The 17,865-nt window shown below is 68.3% G+C and carries 18 protein-coding genes; 5 read left to right on the forward strand and 13 right to left on the reverse strand.

All coding sequences use genetic code 11. The annotated features are described in order from the left end of the window. Position 1: 1 nt before the first annotated feature. From E0H92_RS39820 to E0H92_RS39835, 4 genes are read right to left on the reverse strand one after another with little or no spacing between them, the layout of a single operon-like run. Positions 2-883 carry a VC0807 family protein gene (locus E0H92_RS39820; RefSeq protein ID WP_131499948.1) on the reverse strand — a complete coding sequence of 294 codons (882 nt, stop codon included), beginning with the start codon at positions 881-883 and terminating at the stop codon, positions 2-4. Then, a complete protein-coding gene (locus tag E0H92_RS39825; protein ID WP_131499949.1) occupies positions 792-1,652 on the reverse strand; it encodes a class I SAM-dependent methyltransferase in 861 nt (286 codons plus the stop codon). Before E0H92_RS39825 ends, E0H92_RS39820 begins: the two co-directional genes overlap by 92 nt. Before the next feature lie 49 nt (positions 1,653-1,701). Then, positions 1,702-4,326, reverse strand: a complete 2,625-nt coding sequence (locus E0H92_RS39830) for a preprotein translocase subunit SecA (protein ID WP_131499950.1) — start codon at positions 4,324-4,326, stop codon at positions 1,702-1,704. 45 nt (positions 4,327-4,371) lie between these two features. Further along, the gene (locus tag E0H92_RS39835; protein ID WP_131499951.1) at positions 4,372-5,169 is read right to left on the reverse strand and encodes a GNAT family N-acetyltransferase; all 798 of its coding nucleotides are present in this window, start codon (positions 5,167-5,169) and stop codon (positions 4,372-4,374) included. Positions 5,170-5,274: 105 nt separating this feature from the next. Here E0H92_RS39835 and E0H92_RS39840 point away from each other — a divergent pair, with 105 nt between their 5' ends. Next, complete coding sequence (locus E0H92_RS39840; RefSeq protein ID WP_202874073.1) at positions 5,275-5,874, forward strand: AMIN-like domain-containing (lipo)protein; 600 nt, start codon at positions 5,275-5,277, stop codon at positions 5,872-5,874. A gap of 51 nt (positions 5,875-5,925) precedes the next feature. On the opposite strand, the gene E0H92_RS39845 is transcribed toward E0H92_RS39840, so the two are convergent. Together E0H92_RS39845 and E0H92_RS39850 are read right to left on the reverse strand one after the other, a co-directional pair. Further along, positions 5,926-7,944, reverse strand: a complete 2,019-nt coding sequence (locus tag E0H92_RS39845; protein ID WP_131463229.1) for a GxGYxYP domain-containing protein — start codon at positions 7,942-7,944, stop codon at positions 5,926-5,928. A 118-nt stretch (positions 7,945-8,062) separates the two neighbouring features. Beyond that, entirely contained in the window at positions 8,063-8,563 is a 501-nt protein-coding gene (locus E0H92_RS39850; protein WP_131463228.1) for a hypothetical protein, read from the reverse strand. Between the two features lie 76 nt (positions 8,564-8,639). Here E0H92_RS39850 and E0H92_RS39855 point away from each other — a divergent pair, with 76 nt between their 5' ends. Continuing rightward, a complete protein-coding gene (locus E0H92_RS39855) occupies positions 8,640-9,344 on the forward strand; it encodes a class I SAM-dependent methyltransferase (protein ID WP_131499952.1) in 705 nt (234 codons plus the stop codon). On the opposite strand, the gene E0H92_RS39860 is transcribed toward E0H92_RS39855, so the two are convergent. Next, entirely contained in the window at positions 9,328-9,681 is a 354-nt protein-coding gene (locus tag E0H92_RS39860) for a GntR family transcriptional regulator (protein WP_131463226.1), read from the reverse strand. The two genes, E0H92_RS39855 and E0H92_RS39860, sit on opposite strands and share 17 nt — an antisense overlap. Before the next feature lie 50 nt (positions 9,682-9,731). Here E0H92_RS39860 and E0H92_RS39865 point away from each other — a divergent pair, with 50 nt between their 5' ends. Further along, positions 9,732-10,271, forward strand: coding sequence for a hypothetical protein (locus E0H92_RS39865; protein WP_131463225.1), 540 nt, complete (start codon positions 9,732-9,734; stop codon positions 10,269-10,271). Here E0H92_RS39865 and E0H92_RS39870 read toward each other — a convergent pair. Continuing rightward, the gene (locus tag E0H92_RS39870) at positions 10,264-10,689 is read right to left on the reverse strand and encodes a VOC family protein (RefSeq protein WP_131463224.1); all 426 of its coding nucleotides are present in this window, start codon (positions 10,687-10,689) and stop codon (positions 10,264-10,266) included. The genes E0H92_RS39865 and E0H92_RS39870 overlap by 8 nt on opposite strands. A gap of 32 nt (positions 10,690-10,721) precedes the next feature. Beyond that, a complete protein-coding gene (locus E0H92_RS39875) occupies positions 10,722-11,147 on the reverse strand; it encodes a helix-turn-helix transcriptional regulator (RefSeq protein WP_131463223.1) in 426 nt (141 codons plus the stop codon). A 75-nt stretch (positions 11,148-11,222) separates the two neighbouring features. Here E0H92_RS39875 and E0H92_RS39880 point away from each other — a divergent pair, with 75 nt between their 5' ends. Together E0H92_RS39880 and E0H92_RS39885 are read left to right on the forward strand one after the other, a co-directional pair. After that, on the forward strand, positions 11,223-11,897 hold the full coding sequence (locus E0H92_RS39880) for a class I SAM-dependent methyltransferase (protein ID WP_165550244.1): 675 nt from the start codon (positions 11,223-11,225) through the stop codon (positions 11,895-11,897). Positions 11,898-12,213: 316 nt separating this feature from the next. Beyond that, positions 12,214-12,996 (forward strand): arginase family protein, encoded by a 783-nt coding sequence (locus tag E0H92_RS39885; protein ID WP_131463221.1) that lies wholly within the window; start codon positions 12,214-12,216, stop codon positions 12,994-12,996. Between the two features lies 1 nt (position 12,997). On the opposite strand, the gene E0H92_RS39890 is transcribed toward E0H92_RS39885, so the two are convergent. The 4 genes from E0H92_RS39890 to E0H92_RS39905 all read right to left on the reverse strand — a co-directional run bounded on the left by E0H92_RS39890 (position 12,998) and on the right by E0H92_RS39905 (position 17,785). Then, a complete protein-coding gene (locus E0H92_RS39890; protein WP_131499953.1) occupies positions 12,998-13,915 on the reverse strand; it encodes a glycoside hydrolase family 19 protein in 918 nt (305 codons plus the stop codon). Positions 13,916-14,010: 95 nt separating this feature from the next. Next, positions 14,011-15,780, reverse strand: coding sequence for an aspartate--tRNA ligase (gene aspS, locus E0H92_RS39895; RefSeq protein WP_131499954.1), 1,770 nt, complete (start codon positions 15,778-15,780; stop codon positions 14,011-14,013). Continuing rightward, complete coding sequence (gene hisS / locus E0H92_RS39900; RefSeq protein WP_131499955.1) at positions 15,777-17,099, reverse strand: histidine--tRNA ligase; 1,323 nt, start codon at positions 17,097-17,099, stop codon at positions 15,777-15,779. Before hisS ends, aspS begins: the two co-directional genes overlap by 4 nt. Continuing rightward, entirely contained in the window at positions 17,096-17,785 is a 690-nt protein-coding gene (locus E0H92_RS39905) for an MBL fold metallo-hydrolase (RefSeq protein WP_131293834.1), read from the reverse strand. Before E0H92_RS39905 ends, hisS begins: the two co-directional genes overlap by 4 nt. Between the last annotated feature and the right edge of the window lie 80 nt (positions 17,786-17,865).

The following is a 17,865-nucleotide window of genomic DNA, read 5'->3' on the forward strand; positions in this document are numbered from 1 at the left end:
GTCATCGCCGGCCGTCCAGCTCGGCCTGCACCCGATCAGCGGCTTCCGAGCGGCGTCGAAGGCTGTCGAACCGTGCCGCCTTCGCCTCGTCGGCCTGCTGGTAGTCGGCGTCCTCCGCGGCCTCGGCCGGGACATACCACCAGCGTTCGTCGTAGAAGGTCGGGCCGACCTCCATCCCGGCCAGCATCGGCGTCGCCGCGCCGCCGTCGATCAACTCACGCATGCGCTGCTGCGAAACGTAGTCATCGGTCACCCACCCGACTGTAGGCCGCCGAGGGGCGAACACGCGGTGCCACGTTCCGCTGCGCCGGAGTAGGACGATCGTCGGGACCTGCAGTACGACGATCGTCAGGATGGTGATGATCGGGTCGGTCGCGGGGACGACTGAGATCGGCAGCCTGTAGGCCACGACGACCCGCACGACGCCGTCGATGATCGTCGCGATCCCCCACCAGACGGTGATCCACTTCCACGCGTCCCGGAAGCGCGCGTTCGTCTCCCACAGTTGCTCCATCACGCGCGCCCGCCGCGGCATCATCGCCAGCGTCACGACGTACGTGAGCGGCTGCGGGTGCCGCAACGACCACAACGTGATGCCTGCGAACGGCAGGCTGATCCACGCGTTGCGGACGAGCAGCAGGCGCGCGTCCCCGCCCACCAGGGCGACCACCGAGCTCGCCACCATGCTCAGCACGACAGCCATCCCGACCAGGTCGGTACGGCGGGTGCGCGCGAGCGACACCGCCGAACTGATCAGCCCCGGGACCACGCCGACGAGCAGCGCGGTCAGGTCACTCGCACCGAGCGCCCGCAGACCGTAGAAGAGTCCGAGCGGGAGGGCGATGTCGACGACGAGAAGCCAGGGGCCTTTGTGCGTGGGCATGACGAGAGCGTCGCCCACCGAGCCACCGCCCGGCATCGAGCCGACGGCTGCCCACACCTAGACCAAAGTCGGAGTCAGAACCGGAACCGCACGATGCGCGTGGGTGCCAGTCGGCCAGGGCGGCCGGGTTGTCGAAGCCGGACCGGAACAGCGCGTTGTACCTGCGCCCGACGGGATCCCATTTCGAGGTGCGCCAGGCCCCGACCGACACCGTGTCGACCTGGATCTGACCGCTGGGAAACGCGTCGACGACGCCTGTCAGCAGTTCATGGATCTCGGTCTCGGTGAGATACGGCAGCAGTCCCTCGGCGATCATCAGCACCGGACGGCCGCGCGGGACGTCTTCCAGCCAGGTCAGGTCGGTGACGCTGGGTTCGATCAAGGTGTAGTGCTCGCGCGGCGGGAGGAGCTCCCGGCGCAGTGCGATGACGGACGGATAGTCCAGGTCGTACCAGTCGACGGTGGCCGGCGGATCGATCCGGTACACCCGGGCGTCTAGACCGCAACCCAGGTGCAGCACCACCGCGTCCGGATGGTCGGCGAGGAAGCCGCGCGCCCAGTCGTCGTGCGCCTTGGCGCGCGCCACCGCGGCCAGACCGATCTGGCTGGTGCCGAACCTGCGCCTGTCGTACGCCGGGTCGAGGCGACGCATCGCCAGCTCGGCGTACTCGTCGCCGAGGATCGGGTCCGTCAGCCGGTTGTCCAGCGCCTTGGCCCGCAGGACCGGGGTGAGGGTCCGCTGTACTCCGACGAGATCACCGTCTTGCACACCAGCGACGGTACTCCCGCTCCCACCCCGCCCGCAGCCAACGCCCCGGCTACTTCTTCCGGTCCTCGTCCTCGTCGTCGGCGTCGCGCAGCTCCTCGGGGAGGTCGTCTTCGTCGTCGTCGGCGTCGCGGAGTTCCTCGGGGAGGTCGTCCTCGTCGAACTCCTCCGCGAGGATCTCCTCGGACTCCGACGCCGACTCGGGCTTGATCGCGTTCCGCAGGCGGCCGAGGATCCGGTCCGCCTCGGTGCCGAACGGGTTGTCGTTGACCAGGTACGTCCAGGTCGCGGTCGGCCGCGGGATCCCGCTGCTCTCCTCGTCCAGCCCGTCGGCGGTGATCTCCGCGTCCGCGAACGTCTCGGCCGCGTCCTTCCAGGAGTCCTCGATGAGCGTGTCGAACGACGCGATCGCCGACTTGTTGAACTCGTCGATCGGCTTCAGGTGCACGATGCCGCCGGCCAGCGACCGCAGGTGGATGCCCTCCCGCAGGTCCGCCAGGTACGCCAGGTGATCGGTCCAGCGCCGGTCGAGATGCCGCAGCGCGATCCGCCGCGCCGCCGCCTTCACCACGTCCTCGCCGACCTCGTCGACCAGCTCGTCGTACCGCTCCTTCGCGCGCTCGGCCAGCTCGTCCGCGGCCAGGTCCTCGGTCAGCACCTTCTCGCGGGTCTCGAGCAGGATCGCCCGCTGCTGTCCCGTGAGCCGGTTGTACTGCCAGGTCGTGCGGTGCAGCTCCGCGTTCGCGCCGTCCGCGACCCGCTGCGCGTGCTCGAGCATGCCGATCGACTTGCGGTCCGTGAGCCGGCCGGTGCCGTCCGGGTGCGGGCGGAGGCCGGACGACACGGAGTACCGCGTGACGAGCTCGTCGGCGAGGCTCGCGAAGAACAGCGACCCGCCCGGGTCACCCTGCCGGCCGGCGCGGCCGCGCAACTGGTCGTCGAGCCGGCGCGACGCGTGCAGGCCGGTGCCGACGACGTACAGGCCGCCGAGTTCGAGGGCCTTGTCCTTGTCGTGGGTCTCGTCCTTGCCGCCCAGCCGGATGTCGGTACCGCGGCCGGCCATCTGCGTCGACACGGTCACCGTCCCCGGCACACCGGCCTCCGCGATGATCGCCGCCTCCTCGGCGTCGTTCTTCGCGTTCAGTACGACGTGGTCGATCTCGGCCGCCTCGAGCTTGTCGCTGAGCTGCTCCGACTCCTCGACGCTGTGGGTCCCGATCAGGATCGGCCGGCCGGTCTCGTGCACCTCGCCGATGTGCTTGACCAGCGCGGCGTTCTTCTGGTCGACGGTCAGGTACAGCCGGTCCTGGTCGTCCTTGCGGACGTTCGGCTTGTTCGGCGGGACGACGGCGACCTCGACGTCGTAGAACTCCTGGAGCGACTCGCCGACGACGACCGCGGTACCGGTCATGCCGCAGAGCGACTTGTACCGCTTGATCAGGGCCTGGACGGTGATGCTGTCCAGGATCTCGCCGGAGTCGCTGACCGGGACCGCTTCCTTCGCCTCGACCGCGGCCTGCAGACCGTCGGGCCAGCGCTGCAGCTTCGCGATCCGGCCGCGGTTGTTGTTGATCAGACTGACCTTGCCGTCCCGGACCAGGTAGTCGACGTCCTTCCGCAACAACACCTCGGCATGCAGCGCGACGTTCACCTGAGTCAACCGATCCAGATTCTCGTCGTCATACAAGTTGAACCGCGCCCGCTCAACCTCCTCCACAGCCTCGTCATCCGAGACAGCTTCGTCGGCCTCGTCCGCATCCGCCTCGTCCGTCTCCTCCGCGTTGTTCTCGTCCGCGTCGGTCAGGTCATCGGCAGCCTCGGCTGCTTCCGCGTCGGCTTCGGCAGCGCGTTCGCCGAGGGCCTGCTCGACCTTGTCGGTGCCTCGGTCGGTGAGGGCGACTGTGCGGCCGTCGCCGTCGATCTCGTAGTCGACGCCCGCGCGCAGCGTGCGGACCAGCTGGACGACGTCGTCGTCGAGCGCCTCGTTCCGGGTCGCGCCGGCGAGCACCATCGGGACCCGGGCCTCGTCGATCAGCACGGAGTCGGCCTCGTCCACGAGTGCCACGTCCGCCTCGACGGTCACCCGGTCCGCCACATCGGTGACGAGACGATCCCGCAGTACGTCGAACCCGATCTCGCTGACCGGCACGTAGCAGACCTCCGCCTGGTACGCCTCGCGACGCTCCTCCGGCGTAGACGCCTGCCCGACATGCGACACGGTGACACCGAGCAGCTCGTACACCGGGCCCATCCACTCGGCGTCCCGCTTGGCCAGGTAGTCGTTCACCGCCAGCACATGCACCTTGCGCCCGCCCACGGCGTACCCGGCGGCGGCGATCGCGCCCGCCAGCGTCTTGCCTTCACCGGTCGCCATCTCGACGACCCGCCCCTGCAGCATCGCCAGCGCGCCGACGACCTGGCCGTCGAACGCCCGCTCGCCGATCGCCCGCTTGCCCGCGTCCCGGGCCAGCGCGAGGAACTCGATCTGCTCGTCCTCGTGCAGCCCGCCGGTGGTGCGGAGTTCCGCGACCGCCTCGGTGAGCTCTTCGTCGGTCAGGTCGACGACCGAGTCCTCCGCCTCGCCGACCAGCTGGGTGAGCCGTTCGTACGGGCCGAGATCGATCGAGCCGGGGCGCTGCAGCAGCCGGCGGAAGCGAGAAGCGATTTTCAGGGCCATGATGCAGGCAACGTACAGCCTCGGTGTGTCGTTCCGCGCGTCAGGTCAGGGTGTCCATTCATACGGGGTTGTCACAGTGACGCCGTACAGGCCGAGTTTCTGCAGGATGGGGCGGGAGTCTTCGGACGCGTCGACGCGGAGGAACTCGTAGCCGCGGTCCTTCGCGAGGCGGGCGCGGTGGGCGAGGAGTGCGCTGTAGATGCCCTGCCGGCGCCAGTCCGGCAGCGTCCCGCCGCCCCACAGGCTGGCGAACCCGGTGCCGGGATGGAACCGGATCCAGGCGGCCGACACGGCGGGTCCGTCCGGCCCCTTCAGCGCGTCCTCGACCAGGAACACCGACAGCCGGTCCGGGAACATCCGCGCCTCCCCCGCGAGCCGCTCGACGATCCGCTCCACACCGCTGTGCCAGAGGGCGTCGGTAAGTAGGCCGATCCGCTGGAAGTCGGCCGCCCCGTCCGCCTCCCGCAGCCGAACCTTCGACGGCAGCGCGGACGGCCGCTGCAGAACCCGGTCCACCTCACCGAGGATCAACGTCTCCGGCTCCTCCTGCGTGAACCCGGCCCGCACCAGCCGCTCACCAAGGTCGGCCGGCTCGTCGTACGCGTACGTCTTCCACTCGAACGGCAGGCCGCGCTCCCGGAAGAATGCGATCTCGTTCGCGATCACAGCGTCCGGGTCGTCGCCCAGCCCGCGCGGTGTCTCGACGAACCCGGCTCCGTCGGCACCTTCGACGTACGAGCGATGCACTGGACCTTCGTGCTCCTGCTTCCAGCCGGGGATCGCGTCGGCGTCCGGCAACCGGATCCGGCGGTGGAACACGTCGAGCAGCTCGTCAGGGGTCATCTGCACATCGTGCCCGATCGACTACCTGAAATCACCGGTCCCGAAAGTAAACCAGTTGGCCACTGGTGTCGTCCAAGTAAGTGTCCATACAAGGGGGAAAGCATCATGAAGCTCCAGCACAAAATACCCAAGACGATCGTCGCCGCCTTAGCGGTGCTCGCCGTCCCCGCGGCCGCGTTCGCCGCGCCGGCGCTGTCCGGATCGTCCACCGCCCCCAGCAGCACCACGACCGCCTCGACCGCGTCCTGCCCGCGCGGCTGGGGATCATTGCCCGAGGCAAACAGCCGGATGGTCCAGTCGCCGGTCACGAACGTCCGCACCGGAAGGCACGCCTGCTACGACCGGCTCGTCGTCGACCTGCAGGGCCGCGCGCCCGGGTACGACGTCCGGTACGTCCGCAACGTGTACCAGGACGGCTCGGGGTTCCTCGTCCCGCTCCGCGGCGGCGCGAAACTGCAGATCGTCGTACACGCGTCGTCGTACAACGTCGACACCGGCAAGGCGACGTACGTCCCGAAGAACAAGAAGGAACTGACGAACGTGGCCGGATACCGCACCTTCCGGCAGGTCGCGTTCGCCGGCAGCTTCGAGGGTCAGACCACGATCGGTCTGGGCGTCCGCGCCCGGCTCCCGTTCCGCGTCTTCACCCTCGCCGGCCCGGGTTCGAACTCCCGCCTGGTGATCGACGTCGCTCACCACTGGTAAGCCCCACCCCAGCGGCCGCCCGTTCCCCGCGGGCGGCCGCGCCCCTGTTTGCTACAGCACCCTGTTGAGCAGGTCGTAGAAGGCGTTCGCCAGAACAACTTCGTACGGGTCGCCGAGCAGCGCTCCGAGCTCGGCCATGTCGGACGGCGACCAGGACCAGGCGCCGATCCCACCGGAGATGAACAGCGGGCTCGCGCCGTCCCAATTCGCGATCCGCTGATCCATCGCGGCCTTGAACTCGGCGGCCTTACCGGGCGCGCCCCACTGGCCGGTGATCGGCAGACCGCCTTGCCGGACGGTGAGCGGGTCGCCGTCCCAGGTCTGCATGATCCCCTTGACCGGCGTGTACTCGTTGTATCCGCTCGCGATCTCCTCCGACAGCAGGATCCATTTGTCGTCCTGCCTGCTGCTGTACGCGTACACCACGTCCAGCCCGGTACGGCGCATGAAGCCGCCGGTCATCTTCAGGTACTCCGTCAGCTCGGCAGGCACCCACGAACCCGGGTACGTGTAGCCGCCGCCGGACGGGCCGCACACCAGGAGATCGTTGGCGGTCGCCGTGCGCTGGAAATAGCTGTAGAGGCCGGGGCCGGTTTCGGCGAGCAACGGGCTGATGGTCCAGTTGGTCGGCACCTGGCCGCGTTTCGGGTCGTCCCAGATCTCGCGCAGCCGGCGCTGGCAGTACTGGATGTTGTCGCCTTCGCCGAAGGTCAGGGTCACGTAGACCTTGTTCTTCGGCTTGTCGATCCGGCGGATCGGCCGGGGCTTGTCGGAGATCGGCGCCGTGAAGCCGGCGTGCACGGTGCCGTTCATGTAGAAGTCGGCCGCGACCACCGGCGAGCCGCCCTTGCTCGCGAGATCGACGCCGTCCCACTCACCGGAGACGTCGTTCGCGAACCAGCCCATGTACGGCGCCAGCGTCGGATACTTCGCGTAGTGCTCGATGAGCAGGTCGCCCGTCGCGCCACCGGGTGGCAGCCAGCTCACCAGGGCCTTGGTGGCCACCACGTAGTCGCGGAAGTACGCGAACGGCTCGATGCGGGTCGGCGACGTATCGGTCGCGGAGACCAGGTACTGGTTCCACATCTCCACGGTCACGACGAGGGACGTCGTACCCGCCGGTGGTTCGAAGCGGTAGATCCAGTAGTTGCCGCCGTCGGCGAAGCGGTTCTCCTCGCCGCCGATCGAGGAGTGCGAGCCGTCGAACAGGTACGGCGCCTCCTCCGGTGTGTTCGGTTCGAACCGGGCGAACTCGGTGCCGTTCGCCGTCACCACCACGTGCCGCACCGACGCGCCCCAGCCGTCGTCGGTGAACGAGTCCGCGAACCGGACGAACACGGCCTCCTTACCGAGCTTCGCGGAGACGTCCAGGTTGTACGTTCCGCGGTTCGAGGAGTCGCGGATCTGCTGGGTCTCGCGGGCGATCTCCTGCCACTGGACGCCCTCCACGTCGACCACGCGGGTCGGCGGGAGGCCGGCGAGCAGCTTGTGGGTGACCCTGGGGAACAGGTTGTCCAGCTGCCAGCGGTACGTCTTCACACGGTCGTCGTCGAACATCCCGCGCAGGTCCTTCACGATCCGCAGACCGTGCGCCTTGGCCTGATCCGCGTCGGCCACGACCGCGTTCTCGAGTCCGGCGAGCGTCGTCGCCACGTTCAGCGAGTCCGGTACGGCGGGGTCGTGCACGATCGCGCCGCGGATCCGGCCGCGGTACTTGGCGACCAGGTCCAGCGGGTTCTTGTACAGCTTGGTCGGCAGGTGCATGTCGGCCAGCCATTTGGCGTCCGGCACGCTCACCGTGCCGGTGTCGTACAGGAAGTACAACTCGGGCTCAGTACGGTTGACGATGCCTTGCAACGTTGTCAGCAGGGTCTGGTCTCCCCCGCTGAGCTTGCTCACATCGCCGTAATCCAGGTGTCTCGGGCGGTTGAACACCGGCAGCAGCCGAGCGGGGCTGCCGGACGTCGATGAAACCGCAGCCTGCGCTACCGAAGTGAAGCCCGGAACCACTCCGAGCCCACCCACCGTCAGCGCACCGCTGCCCGCCAGGAACGCACGTCTCGAAACCATCGCGACCACTCCCTGAGGTTGACATCGATGTCAAATCAGCCCGGAATCTAGCAACGCCGAGAGAGCGTGTACATAGCTGACTACAACGTTGACCCGACTTTCTTGGAATCGTTTCCGGTCACTCCGCGGGAGGCCGGCGGGTGGACCGGCGGAAGCGGGAGCGGAAGGAGCCGTCGTACTCGAGTTTCGTGTAGCCGGCGGAGTGGACGCCGACGGCGAAGAACCCGACGACCAGGAAGGTGATGCCGGCGATCGGCGAGATGTGCCAGAACGCAGCGGTCATGCCGACGAACGCGGAGCCTTCGGCGATCGCCTTGGCCACGCTGACGAGGCGTGACTTGGAGACCTGGCGGCGGAAGGCCTCCTGCCGGTTCAGCACCAGGAGCGCCGCCAGCAACGGGATCGAGACGGCGAACGCGACCACGCAGATCGTCGCGGTCAGATCCAGCGGGGACGTGGTCAGGAACGGCTGGACGACCACCAGCCCGGCGGCGCCCAGCCCGCCGTAGATCAGGTTCGACTGCCGGATCCACTCCTCCTGCACCGCGGGGTCGGACTTCGCGTCCTCTGCGTCCGACTTCAGGCGCATGGCCGCTTCCACAGCCGTCTCCTCGTCCATCTGCCGTCCTCCATGAGAGCTCCCCGCCGGACGAAATGGGTGGAGCGGGCGTGCGGCGGCGAGACATAGTAAGCGGGTGCGGTACTACTACGCGGAGCATCAGACGGCCTACCGGCAGCTCGAGCGCGAAGGGCTGACGCAATGGAACGACCTCTTCGGCGAGAGCTGGACCTTCGACGACTTCCCCAACCGAGCCTTCCTCGAAAGCGTTCTCGACCGGCTACCGCCGTCGGGTGACGTGCTGGAGTACGGCTGTGGCACCGGGCCGGCCGCCTGCTTCCTCGCGGCGCGTGGGTTCCGCGTCGATGCGATCGACCTGATCCCGGAGGCGATTGCGCTGGCCCGGGCGTTCGCGCGGGAGCGGGGCGTGAGCGTCAACTTCGGCGTACAGGACGTGTGTGCGATGCCCGCCGGGAGCAAGCAGTACGACGTGATCCTGGACAGCTACTGCCTCCAGTCGATCGTTACGGACCCCGACCGCGCCTCCGCCCTCACCGCCGTCCGCGACCGCCTGAAACCGAACGGCCACTACATCCTCTCGACCGCCATGTACGACGCGGACCGCGTCTACGACGGCGACTTCCGGTACGACGCCACCAGTGGCATCTGCTACGAGAGAACCACCGAGCCGGCGGACGACGCCGTACAACTCGACAACACCTGGTACCTCCCCCACCGCCGCCATCTGCGTCCCGAGGCGCTGCGAGCCGAGCTGGAGCGCGCCGGTCTCCACGTCGTCTCGCAGCAAGGCGGAGACGTCGTGGCTACCAGGCCTGGTTGAGGATCTGCGTGGCTTCTGCCAGGGACAGGCCGGCTTCGCGGGCGGTTCGGGCGAGGTTGACGGCGGCGGTGTGGGTGGCCGCGTCGTTGATCTGGCTGCGGGAGGCCAGGACGAAGGTGCCGTTGCGGCCGCGGGTCTCGACCAGGCGGTCGGCTTCGAGCTCCTTGTAGGCGCGGGCAACGGTGTTCACGGCGAGCCCGAGGTCCAGCGACAGCTGGCGTACGGTCGGCAGCCTGGTGCCGCGCGCCAGCTCGCCCGCGCGGATCAGCGCCTCGATCTGCGAGCGGACCTGCTCGTACGGCGGAGTCAGGCCGACCGGGTCCACGGAGATGTCCACCCGCTCACCATCCCACAGTCGGTGACCCTGCGTTGCAAGACAGTTGTGCGATGTCCTCCCCAGGGAATGTCCCGCTGCCCCAGACCGGCCGCCGCAGGATCGGCGTGGTGGTCATCCTGATCGCGGCGGTGATCGTCGCCGTGCTGGTGACCGTGGTCGCGCTCGGCCGGATCGGCAGCGGACCGTTCGCGCACAAGGTGCCGAAGGTTCCGGCGCCCACCGAGTGGCCCGCTACCGTCGGCGAACTGCAGTTGGCCGGGAACAGCAAGCCGGACGTCTCGCCACTCGACTCGCTGACCTTCGACTGGCAGGTGTCCGGGCGGTACAGCGCCGGCGAGGGCGACGACCGCGCGGTGCTCAGCGTGATGGCCTTCGGCTCGACCGACCGGGTGAAGGACACGATCGGCGACTACGACGTGGACGAGATCGGCGGCGGCTACTGCGGATCGTCGATCCTGGGCAGGTTCCTCACCAGGCAGTGCGGTGTCACGCGGGGCAGCATCGTCGCGGTCGTCGAGAGTCCTCCGCTCGGTCCGTCCGACGAGGAGCTGATCCGCTACGCCACGAGTTTGGCTGACGCGCTCAGTTGAAGTCCTCGGCGGTGTACGGGCGCTGCTCCACGAGGACGAGCCAGTTGCCCGAGTTGTCGCGCAGTACCGCTTCCACGCCGTACGGGCGATCCGACGGTTCCTGGATGTACTCGACGCCCTTGGCGGTCAGTTCGGTGAAGGTCTTGCGGCAGTCGTCGGTGGCGATGCCGAAGCCGTGCATGGTGCCCTTCGCCATCATCCGCTTGATCGCGGCGGTCGCTTCCTCGTCCAGCGGCGGGCCCGGCAGCGCGAGCTGCAGCTCCAGCTCCGGGTGGTCGGCCTGGTACACGGTGCACCAGCGGAAGTCGGGCAGGCTCACGTCGTTCTTCAGCACGAACCCGAGTTTCTCGGTGTAGAACGCCTTCGCCTCGTCGATGTCGTCGACAAAGACACTGATCAGGCTGATGTTGGTGATCACGGCAGCTCCTCATCGTTGTGTTCGGTACGACGTTAGGCCCCGGACTCCCCCGCCGGCTTCTCCGGAATTGCTGAGTTCAGTCCCAGCATGAACACGAAACACCCCGGGATCCGCGCGCCGGCCTGCGTCCGCTGGTACTGCGTCGGCGGCATCCCGACCAGCTCCGTGAACCGCTGCGAGAACGACCCGAGGCTGCTGTACCCGACCATCGCGCAGACCTCGGTGACGGTCAGGTTGGTCGCCCGCAGCAGATCCGTCGCGCGCTCGATCCGCCGGCGCGTGACGTACTGCATCGGCGTCTCGCCGTACGCCGCCGCGAAACACCGCAGGAAGTGGTACTTCGACACCCCCGCCGCGGCCGCCAGCGCGGCCAGGTCGAGCGGCTCGGCATAGTTGCGATCGGCAACATCCCGCGCCCGCCGCAGATGCGGCAACAACTCGACCGGTACGACGCTCACGTCCCCGAGCCTAGGTACTTTCGGTGGGTGCCGAAAGAGTGGCGGCGGATCACTCTCGGGCGGAGCGTACGGCGTATGAGAGTCGGACAGGGTGGTACCGGGCCAGGACCGCACACGCCGGACGGCAGCGCGGTCGAACTGTACGAGGTCACGCAGGCGCGCGGCGAAGACGAACTGATCCACGCCGCGATCGAGCCGCACAGCAGCATCCTCGAACTCGGCTGCGGTACCGGGCGGATCACCCGGCCGCTGCTCGCGCTCGGGCACGACGTGGTCGCGGTCGACGAGTCCGCGGAGATGATCGCGCGTGTCACCGGGACGGAGACGATCCGCGCGACGATCGGCGACCTCCGGCTGGGGCGGACGTTCGACGTCGTACTGATGATGTCGTTCCTGATCAACGTCGCGGACGACGCGGAACGCCTCCGCCTGCTCCGGACCTGCGCCGAGCACGTCCGCCCCGGCGGATCGGTCCTCCTCCAGCAGGAAGTCCCCGGGACGCGTCACGCGCCCGCCGTGATGGAGCGGGAGCACAGCAAGATGGTCATCAGCGACGTGGAAGACCTCCCCGACGGCGCCCAGGCAGCGACCCTGACCCACACGATCAACGGCCGCACCTGGTCGCAACACATCATCACCAAGAACCTCTCCGAGCACGCCCTGTCCACCCAACTGACCGAGGCCGGGCTACACCGCACCGGTTACCTCACCCCCGACAAGATGTGGCTCCGCGCACAACCCACTGGATAGCAGGTCGAGCCGCCAACCCGGGCAGGCGTTATCCGGCTGTCCTGTGTGGGGTGAGCTGCGGGCCGTGGGACAGGTTCTGGTGGGCTAGCACCTGATATTTCCTGTCCGCAGCACCCTGAAGGTGTCCCTTCCCCGGGCAACCGGCTGACCGCGCTCAAGGGGTAGGTTTGATCGTATGTCGCGCCGATTCCTGCTGACCGAGCTCAGGCGGTTGCTGCGGCAGCGCCGGGCCGGATGGGCTTGATCGATTTCGTGGTCGATCGTTCGCGGGTGGGATCTCCACCCGCTCAGCTCATCCAGCGTGGAGGTTTCGTTCATGTCGACTGTGTTGTGTGTGCCGCAATGGCAAGGGTCTGCTGCTGATTCTGCGCGGTTTCTCGGTGATGGGGCCCGGCGGACGGCTGGTCTGGTGCCGGCTGATCGGGTGGTGACGGTCGAGGTGCCGGAGTCGGACGGGCCGATGGCCGGCGGGGTGCGTGCCGCCGACGCCTTGGTCGCTGTTCAGCGGGCCACCGAGGAAGCGCTGACCACGATCGACGATTTCGTTCTGACCGCCGGTGGGGACTGTGCGGTCGACCTCGTACCGATCTCGGCGGCAGCCGCGAAGTACGGCGCAGACCTGACGCTGCTGTGGATCGACGCCAACCCAGACGTCTACGGCCCCGGCGATCCCTTCTCCGGGGCGTTCCACGGGATGGTGGTACGCACACTGCTCGGCGACGGGCCGCCCGCGTTGACGCCCAGGACCGTGCTGACACCACAGCAGGTGGTCTTCGCCGGTGTGCGGGTGGTGGACGACTGCGAGCAGGAGTACCTGCGAAACAAGGGCCTTGGTGTGGAGGGACTGGAGGCGGCCTTCGAAGGCTTGAAGGGGCCGTTGTACGTGCACCTGGACCTGGACGTTCTGGACCCGACCGAGTTCGCCTCGGTGGGGTACTCCTATCCGGCGGGACCGCCCGTCGCGCGTGTGCTCGAGCTGATCGCCGGCCTCGACGACGTGGTCGGGGCCGCGATCACGGAGCACGCCCCGCGAGCGCGGAACCTCCGCGAAGAGGAGGTTGTCCGCGCCCTCGGGACGGCTCTGCTGCGGTTCGCCTGAGTCAGAACCCGCTGAGGGCCTCGAACTGGCTGCGGGTCAGCTTGGTCGTGTCGCCCTGCAGCGGCGACGGACGCGTACAGATCACGCCGGACGGGACCGAGCCGGTCAAGTAGTTCAGCGCGGCCTTGAACGAGTCGCACCGGCGCTGGTCCTCAGCGCCGGCCGGGTAGCCGATCGCCGCGTTGACACGGCCCATGTCGAGGTTGTCGGCGTACGGATTGATGTCGCGGGCAACGGTCCAGTACCAGCGGGCGATCGGCGCGCTCCACTGCAGCGACAACGCCAGGTCCGGGTTGCCGAGCAGGTCGATACCGAAGTACTGCCCGGCCGGGCCGTAGTTGAAGTCACCGGTGAGCTGGATGTACCCGCGTCCGCCGTACGGGCGGGTGTCGCCGATCTCGCGGATGTTGTACTCCAGCCGCGACTCGTGCACCAGCGTCGCGAGGAACGCCGCCTTCCGGTACGGCGTGTTGACCTGGGCGTCCCGCATCGCCTGGTTCAGCGACGGCAGACCGGTCTCGACGAGCGACGGGTTGGCGATCCGGCTGCCGAACATCGCCTGGACGTCGGCCAGCGTGATGTCGCCGGCAGGCGGCTCGGAGTCGCATTCGGGGACACCGGGAAGCTTGTCCTCGGGAACAGCGACGTACACGACGGTCACGTAGCCGCCGAGTGCGGGCACATGGGCCCACCACGAACTGGTCCCGTCCGAGTTGCTGACCAGGTCGCCGTTCTTCTGGCAGTCCACGTCGATCGAGGTGGGACCGCCGAGCGTGCCGACGACGGCGGAGGACAGCGAGGCGTCGGCGCGGATGTTGACGCCGCTGCCGTAGGTCTGGAAGACGGTCGCGTACGCCGGGACCACCGCGGCCGCGGTGAGGCCGAGACCGGCGAGAAGGGCAAGGAGGAGACGACGCATGAACACTCCCGGGGCGGTAGGAGGGGGCGGTCGTCGTGAAAACCTAACTAAGCATCTTCACGACTCCGCCAGTTTCCTCCCAAACCCGGGATTGCTCAACCCTTCTCGGGTTTCGCGTCCACCCCCGCTTCCTTGCGCTGCTCGGGCGTGATCGGCGCCGGCGCCGCGGTCAGCGGGTCGAACCCGCCGCCGGACTTCGGGAACGCGATCACGTCGCGGATCGACTCGGTGCCGGCCAGCAGCGCCGTGATCCGGTCCCAGCCGAACGCGATCCCGCCGTGCGGCGGCGCGCCGAACTTGAACGCGTCGAGCAGGAACCCGAACTTCTCCGAGGCTTCCTCGTCGGTCAGCCCCATCACCTTGAACACGCGCTTCTGCACGTCCTCGCGGTGGATACGGATCGAGCCGCCGCCGATCTCGTTGCCGTTGCAGACGATGTCGTACGCGTACGCCAGCGCCGACCCCGGATCGGTGTCGAACGTCTCCAGCGAGTCCGGCTTCGGCGACGTGAAGGCGTGGTGTACGGCGGTCCACGCGCCGGAACCGACCGCGACATCGCCCGCGGCGGTCGCGTCGTCGGCCGGCTCGAACAGCGGTGCGTCGACGACCCATACGAACGACCACGCCGACTCGTCGATCAGGCCGCCGCGACGGCCGATCTCCAGCCGGGCCGCGCCGAGCAGCGCCCGCGACGTCTTGACCGGACCCGCGGCGAAGAAGATGCAGTCACCCGGCTTCGCACCGACGTGGTCGGCGATCCCGGCGCGCTCCTCCTCGGACAGGTTCTTCGCGACCGGCCCGGCGAGCTCGCCGTCCTGACCGACCAGCACGTAGGCCAGTCCGCGTGCACCACGCTGCTTGGCCCACTCCTGCCACGCGTCCAGCTGCTTGCGCGGCTGGTCCGCACCACCCGGCATCACGACGGCACCGACGTACGGCGCCTGGAACACCCGGAACGGCGTGTTCTTGAAGTACTCCGTGCACTCGACGAGCTCGAGACCCATCCGCAGATCCGGCTTGTCGGAGCCGAACCGCGCCATCGCCTCGCCGTACGTCATCCGCGGGATCGGCGTCTGCACGTCGTACCCGACGAGCTTCCAGAGCGCGGTGAGGATCTCCTCGGACAGCGCGATGACATCGTCCTGGTCGACGAAGCTCATCTCGATGTCCAGCTGGGTGAACTCCGGCTGCCGGTCGGCGCGGAAGTCCTCGTCGCGGTAGCAGCGGGCGATCTGGTAGTACCGCTCCATGCCGGCCACCATCAGCAGCTGCTTGAACAGCTGCGGCGACTGCGGGAGCGCGTACCACCTGCCCGGCTGCAGGCGGGCCGGCACCAGGAAGTCACGGGCGCCCTCCGGCGTGGACCGGGTCAGCGTCGGCGTCTCGAGCTCGACGAAGTCGTGCTTCGACAGCACCTCACGGGCGGCCTTGTTCACCTCGCTGCGCAGCCGCAGCGCCGACCCCGGGCCCTGGCGGCGCAGGTCGAGGTACCGGTACTTGAGCCGGATCTCCTCGTTCACCGGCGTCGCGTGGTGCTCCTCGACCGGGAACGGCAGCGGGGCCGCCTCGTTCAGGACCTCGACCTCGGTCGCGATCACCTCGATCTCGCCGGTCGGCAGGTTCGGGTTCGCGTTGCCCTCCGGGCGCGGCGAGACCTCGCCGACGATCTTCAGGCAGTACTCCGAACGCAGGCCGTGCGCGGCCTCCTCGTCGCGGATCACGACCTGGACGGTGCCGGTCGAGTCGCGCAGGTCGATGAACGCCACGCCGCCGTGATCGCGTCGCCGCGCCACCCAGCCCGCCAGAATCACCGTCTGCCCGGCGTGCTCGGCACGCAACGAGCCTGCGGAATGGGTACGGATCACGAGATCTCCTCAATACTTGGACGTACGTCGTTGGCGGGCGGGGCCCAGGTGGCGGCGTCCGCCGGCACCTGCTCGCCGCTCCGAATGTCCTTCACCTCGGGACCGTTCTCGGTGCTGAACCAGACGAACGGAATCCCGCGCCGATCGGCGAACTTGATCTGCTTCCCGAACTTCGCGGCCGCCGGCGCCACCTCGACCGGAATCCCCCGGCCCCGGAGCTGGATCGCGGTCCGCATGGCCTCCGCCCTGTCCTCCTCGGAGTTCAGTGCGATCAGCACTGCAGTCGGCGTACTTCTACTCGCCTTCAGCAACCCCTTGCTGATCAACCGGTGCACCAGCCGCGAGACCCCGATCGAGATCCCGACACCCGGGTACGTCGTCTTGCCGTCGGACGCCAGCGAGTCGTACCGCCCACCGGAGCAGATCGACCCGTAGCCCTCGTCACCGATCAGCTGGGTCTCGTAAACGGTCCCGGTGTAGTAGTCGAGTCCGCGCGCGATCTTCAGATCCGCGACCAGCAGCCCCGGCGCGTGCTCGTTCGCCGCCGTCATGATCTGCGAGAGCCGCTCGAGCCCTTCGTCGAGGACCTCGTGCTGGACGCCGAGCGCCCGCACCTGATCCGCGAAAGACGCATCCGTGCTTGAGATCTCCGCGAGGCGCAGTACCTGCTTGGCTGTCTCAGCGGACAGGCCCGCCGTGGTCAGCAGGTCGGTCACCTTGTCCGGGCCGATCTTGTCCAGCTTGTCGACGATCCGGAGCGCTCCGGTGATGTCCTCGATGCCGAGGCCGCGGTAGAAACCCTCCGGGATCTGCCGGGTGTTCACCTGGATCCGGAACGGCGGGATCGGCAGCTTGCGGAACGCGTCCGCGATCACCAGCGGCAGCTCGACCTCGTAGTGGAACGGCAGCTCTCCGCTGTCGATGATGTCGATGTCCGCCTGCGTGAACTCGCGGTACCGGCCCTCCTGCGGGCGTTCACCGCGCCACACCTTCTGGATCTGGTAGCGCCGGAACGGGAACACCAGCTTGCCGCTGTGCTCCAGTACGTAGCGGGCGAACGGCACGGTCAGGTCGAAGTGCAGTCCGAGGGCCGCGTCCTCGTCGGCGCCGGCCGCGAGCCGCCGTACGCCGTAGATCTCCTTGTCGGCGTCCTCGCCCTGATTGGACAGCCGCTCGACCGGCTCGACCGCACGGGTCTCGATGGACGCGAAACCGTGCAGCTCGAACGTCTCCCGGATCGTGTCGAGGAACTGCAGCTCGACGATCCGGTCCGACGGTAGAAATTCGGGGAACCCGCTCAGAGGGGTCACCTTGCTCATAAGTTCGGTATCTCCAGGTCCTGCAAGTAGGGGTTGGTCGCCTTCTCCCGGCCGATCGTGGTCTGGCCACCATGACCCGGCAGGACGACGATCTCGTCGCGCATCGGCAGGATCTTGGTGGCCAACGTATGCAGCATCGCCGGATGGTCGCCGCCCGGCAGATCCGTCCGGCCGATCGACCCGGCGAACAACACGTCCCCGGAGAACAGCACCGCTGGTACGTCTTCTGGTCCGTCGTACGGCGTGGTGAACGTGACCGACCCGCGGGTGTGGCCCGGGGTGTGGTCGACGGTGAAGTTGAGACCCGCCAATTCGAGGCTCAGCCCGTCCTTCAGCTCGGCAACGTCATCCGGCTCGGCGAAGGTGTGATCGCCGCCGAGCAGCATCCGCGCCGTCTCCGGGCTGATCCCGGCCATCGGGTCGGCGAGCAGGTGCCGGTCGTCGGGGTGGATCCAGGCGGTCGCGTCGTACGTCCCGCAGACCGGGAGCACCGAGAACATGTGGTCGATGTGACCGTGCGTGAGCAGCACCGCGACGGGTTTCAGCTTGTTCTCCCGGACGACCTGCTCGACCCCGCCGGTCGCGTCCTGACCGGGGTCGACGACGATGCACTCCGCGCCCTGGCCGGTGGCGACGACGTAGCAGTTCGTACCCCACGAACCCGCGGGGAACCCGGCGATGAGCACAGCGCACCTTCCTGAAACGGTTTCCGGACTCATCAAGGTTACCCGGGCGGATCGCCGTACTTCGCACCGGATTGTGACGC

Origin of the sequence: Kribbella speibonae (genome assembly GCF_004331375.1) — a bacterium.
Lineage (GTDB): Bacteria > Actinomycetota > Actinomycetes > Propionibacteriales > Kribbellaceae > Kribbella > Kribbella sindirgiensis.